Annotated in this window: 5 protein-coding genes; all 5 read left to right on the top strand. The window is 45.7% G+C overall.

The window, feature by feature from the left end:
- Positions 1 to 76 precede the first annotated feature (76 nt).
- A complete protein-coding gene (dapE, locus tag B4K20_RS15085; RefSeq protein ID WP_289283541.1) occupies positions 77 to 1,207 on the top strand; it encodes a succinyl-diaminopimelate desuccinylase in 1,131 nt (376 codons plus the stop codon).
- Between the two features lie 9 nt (positions 1,208 to 1,216).
- Complete coding sequence (locus B4K20_RS15080; protein WP_289283540.1) at positions 1,217 to 1,507, top strand: hypothetical protein; 291 nt, start codon at positions 1,217 to 1,219, stop codon at positions 1,505 to 1,507.
- A gap of 86 nt (positions 1,508 to 1,593) precedes the next feature.
- Positions 1,594 to 2,967 (top strand): outer membrane beta-barrel protein, encoded by a 1,374-nt coding sequence (locus B4K20_RS15075; RefSeq protein WP_289283539.1) that lies wholly within the window; start codon positions 1,594 to 1,596, stop codon positions 2,965 to 2,967.
- Positions 2,968 to 2,976: 9 nt separating this feature from the next.
- Positions 2,977 to 3,870 (top strand): metal ABC transporter substrate-binding protein, encoded by an 894-nt coding sequence (locus B4K20_RS15070; protein WP_289283538.1) that lies wholly within the window; start codon positions 2,977 to 2,979, stop codon positions 3,868 to 3,870.
- Positions 3,867 to 4,631, top strand: a complete 765-nt coding sequence (locus B4K20_RS15065; protein WP_289243967.1) for a metal ABC transporter permease — start codon at positions 3,867 to 3,869, stop codon at positions 4,629 to 4,631. Before B4K20_RS15070 ends, B4K20_RS15065 begins: the two co-directional genes overlap by 4 nt.
- Positions 4,632 to 4,684 lie beyond the last annotated feature (53 nt).

The following is a 4,684-nucleotide window of genomic DNA, read 5'->3' as shown; positions in this document are numbered from 1 at the left end:
GGTCATTATGTTAGGTGGTGCCAGTTTGTCATTCACCATCGGTATTCGTTTATAACCTCAAACACAAGAAACGTTCATGTCTGAAACCATACAACTGACCCAAGAATTAATTCGTCGTGACAGTGTCACTCCCGAAGACAAAGGCTGCCAGATCATGATAGCGGATCGGCTGGCACCTTATGGTTTCCATGCTGAACACATGTGTTTCGACGACGTGGATAACCTCTGGCTTCGCCGAGGAAATAAAGGTCCTGTTCTGGCGTTTGCTGGGCATACTGACGTTGTGCCAACAGGCCCTGTCGAGCGCTGGAGTCATCCTCCCTTCGAAGCTAATATCGTCGATGGCATGATGTATGGACGTGGTACGGCTGATATGAAAGGCAGTATTGCTGCCTTTATCACAGCCTGTGAGCGCTTTGTCAAAAAACATCCAGATCATCAGGGCAGTATCGCTTTTCTGATTACCAGCGATGAAGAAGGCCCAGCAGTAAACGGCACGGTGAAAGTGGTTGAAACCTTACAAAGCCGTGGGGAACATATTGACTGGTGTCTGGTAGGTGAGCCTTCAAGTACGGATAAAGTCGGCGATATTGTCAAAAACGGTCGTCGTGGCTCTTTAAATGGCCGCCTGAGTATTAAAGGTAAGCAAGGTCATATTGCTTATCCGCATCTTGCAGAAAACCCTATCCATCTTCTCAGCCCTGCACTGACCGAATTGTGCAGCATTGAGTGGGACCAGGGCAATGAAGACTTTCCGCCAACCAGCTTTCAAGTGTCCAATATCAACTCTGGCACAGGTGCCACCAATGTCATCCCAGGCACGGCTGAGGTTGTATTTAATTTCCGCTACTCAACAGAAGTCACACACGAAGAGTTAAAACAGCGTGTCCATGCCATATTAGACAAACATGCATTGAAGTATGAGTTGAACTGGGAGCTTTCAGGCCAGCCATTTCGTACCGCAAGCGGTCAATTGTTGGAAGCTGTTCAACAGGCTATTTCTGATGTGACAGGCTACCAGACAACACTCTCGACTTCTGGCGGTACATCAGATGGACGCTTTATTGCGCCCACTGGCACACAGGTGATAGAACTCGGACCGTTGAATGCAACGATTCATCAAATAGATGAATGTGTTGCTACAGCTGATCTTGACACCCTATCAGACATTTATGAAAGACTGCTCAGTTATCTCCTTGTTGATTAGGCAATGCCGTTGATTCACGCACATCAAAAACGACACTACCTCTATGTGATAGCAGCCATTGTGCTGCTGTTACAGTCGTTTGCTGTCTGGCATGATGCTGAACACGCATTTCATCATGCAGAAGCGCAATGTGAGCGCCTAAATGCCATCAGTCATTTCCCGCTTGCTGACGTAGCTACTGAAGTTAGCCTTCATCAGTCTCGAGCCACACTCAGTCTTGAGGTGGACTCTCCTGTAATAACACTGCCGTTCGCGCAGCGCCAATCTTATCTTATCCGCGCCCCACCATTTTTTTCATAGCCTTACCTGATCTCTCTATTTTAATCATGCTCCCGATCCGCGAACGACTAATCTGTAGCTGTAGCTTATGGCTATGAGGAAAGTTTATGAAAAGCAAAAAATTGCTTGTGTTGCTGATGACAGCTGCACTGAGCCCGGTATCACCTGCATTTGCTGGCGATATTGATGATCTTAAACAAGAAATCGCAAAAATGCGTGCTGATTATGAGCAACGTATCCAAAAACTGGAAGAACGACTATCTGAAGCAGAAGCGAATACACAGACTGTTGCCAATGAAGTCGCAATGATTCCTGAAGCGCCAGCTCCTGTTGCTTCACCTAATAACAGCAATACCTTTAATCCAGCTATCAGTATGGTATTAAACGGTACGTTCAGCCAGTACCAGAACAATGCTGAGGATTACTCTCTGGACGGGTTTAATGTCCAAGGCGAGGGCGGTTTAGTGGAAGAAGGCTTCTCTCTTGGAGAAAGTGAATTAACCGTCAGCTCAAACATCGATCAACTCTTTTATGGTCAGGCGACTTTGGCTGTACATGAGCATGAAGGTGAAACAGAGCTGGAAATAGAAGAAGCATTTATTGAAACTCTGGGTTTAGGCAATGGCATGACCATTCGTGCTGGTCGCTATTTTACCCCTATTGGCTACTTAAATGAACGTCACGTACATGCCTGGAATTTTGCTGACGCGCCTTTGATTTATCGTGGCTTATTTGGCAACCAACTTTCAACTGATGGTGTGAAGCTATCTTATCTGTTACCAACAGACTACATGTTTGAAGTCGGTACCAGCGTTGGTAATGGTGATAGCTATCCTGGCAGTGGTGAACACAGTGGCATCGGTGACTGGCTGGTCTATGCGAAAACAGGTGGTGATATTGGTATAGAAAGCAGCTGGCAGGCCGGTATATCTCACTGGCGTGCAAGCCCTGATGATCGTTCTTATGATGGTGGACACCATCATGGTCATGATGACGAAGAAGAAAGTTCAGCCGTGTTCAATGGTGACACTGATATCACCAATTTATCATTGGTATACAAATGGGCACCGAATGGTAATTTCCGTCAGGAAAACCTGACCTTGATCGGTGAGTTTATGTATCTGCATGATGATGGCGATATCAGTCATGGCAGTGACGAGTTTGCTCGTTACGATGGCAAACAATATGGCGGCTATGTAGAAGGTATTTATCAATTTAATCCGCAATGGCGCTCCGGCCTGCGTTATGACTGGTTAGGTAGCAAGCACCGTGCGTCGGATGAAGAATTGCTAGCGGATGCGGGTCTAGAAGGTGGTAGAAACCATCCTCAACGTAGCAGTGCAATGGTGGAATACCTCCCAAGTGAATTCAGTCGTATTCGTGCACAAATTAATCACGATCAATCATACGACGATGATGATTGGCAGATGATACTGCAATATACCGTCAGCCTTGGCGCTCATGGCGCGCATCAATACTAGGAGTTCTACATGAAAGCGTTTATTTTTACTTTTTTATTTGTAATGAGCTCGCCAGTATGGGCGCAACTTTCAGTGTTTGCCTGTGAGCCGGAATGGGCCTCTTTAACTAAAGAGTTAGGTGGTGACGATGTGTCTGTTTTCAGTGCAACCAGAGGTTTACAGGATCCGCACTATATTCAGGCACGTCCAAGTTTGATTGCTAAAGCACGCCAGACTGATTTATTGGTATGTACAGGCGCTGAGTTAGAAACAGGCTGGTTGCCATTACTACAACGCAAAGCGGGTAATCCTAATATCCAAAGAGGTGCTGAAGGTTACTTTATGGCTTCTGATTATATTCGTTTACTGGATAAACCCGTCATGGTTGATCGTAGCCAAGGTGATGTTCACGCGTCTGGTAATCCGCATATTCAGACAAGTCCTGAGAACATCATCAACGTTGCTAAAGCGTTGACTCAACGTCTCAAGAAACGTGATCCTGAAAATGCTAATAACTATGAACAGCGCTGGCAGGATTTTGAACAACGCTGGCAAGCGGCGATGAACCAGTGGCAGCAAAAAGCAGCTCCCCTCAAAGGTGTGCCTATTGCTGTTCAACATAAAAACTGGATTTATCTAGTGAACTGGTTAGGGTTAAATGAAGTAGCTGTATTGGAAGCTAAACCTGCTGTACCACCGACTGTAAATCAGTTGCAGTCAGTAGTTGAAAAGCTGAAGCAAACACCAGCAAAAATGGTGATTGTCTCAGCCTATCAATCATCAAGAGCGACCGACTGGTTAGTAGATAAAACCGGTATCACGAAAGTGGTACTGCCTTTCACTGTTGGCGGTAATGAACAAAGTACAAATTTATTTGAACTGTACGACAACACCATCGATTTACTTCTAGATGGTGCTAAATGAACCTGATCAATCTTGATTGGTCGCTAATATTGCCTGCCCTCGTGGCAGGCATGTTAGTTCTGACAACACATGTGCCGTTGGGGCAAGAAGTACTGAAACGTGGCATTATCTTCATCGATCTTGCTATTGCCCAAATGGCCGCACTGGGAGTGATGGCCGCCACCATTTTTATCGGCGATATGCACGGGCCCTGGTTACAAATCAGTGCTGCAGGTAGCGCTCTCACCGCCTCTGTTTTGGTGCTGTGGTTAGAGAAACGGTATCCTCATATTGTAGAAGCCTTGATCGGCTTATTATTTATTCTGGCGGCCAGTGGTGGAATATTACTGGTTAGTCATGCACCACATAGTGATGAGTTACTTCACGATCTATTAGTGGGACAGATTTTATGGGTGACATCGTCTCAATTGATATGGGTCGCTCTGCTTTATGCTGCCTTGTTAATTGTCTGGTTCACCATGCGAGCACAGCGTAACTGGCTTTTTTATATTGTCTTTTCATTCACCGTCACGGCCTCTGTGCAATTAGTCGGGGTATATCTGGTCTTTGCCAGTTTAATTTTGCCAGCCCTCGCCAGCCGCGGTTTTGAGAAACCCCATCATAAGCTCTTGCTTGGTTATGGTATTGGCTTTTTGGGCTATTTCTTCGGTCTGATATTGGCATTATTGTTTGATGTACCAATGGGAGCGATGACCGTCTGGACCTTATTCGTACTCGTGGTAATAAGTCGCTTTGTTATGCAGTGGCTAAATAAGCACTAAGTTTGGTAGATTGTTTCAAAACATCAATCAGGAAAGCAGCATGACCGAATCAA

The organism is Methylophaga sp. UBA5088 (assembly GCF_002414625.1).
In the GTDB taxonomy this organism is placed as follows: domain Bacteria; phylum Pseudomonadota; class Gammaproteobacteria; order Nitrosococcales; family Methylophagaceae; genus Methylophaga; species Methylophaga marina.
This window is presented reverse-complemented; position numbering and strand designations above follow the sequence as displayed.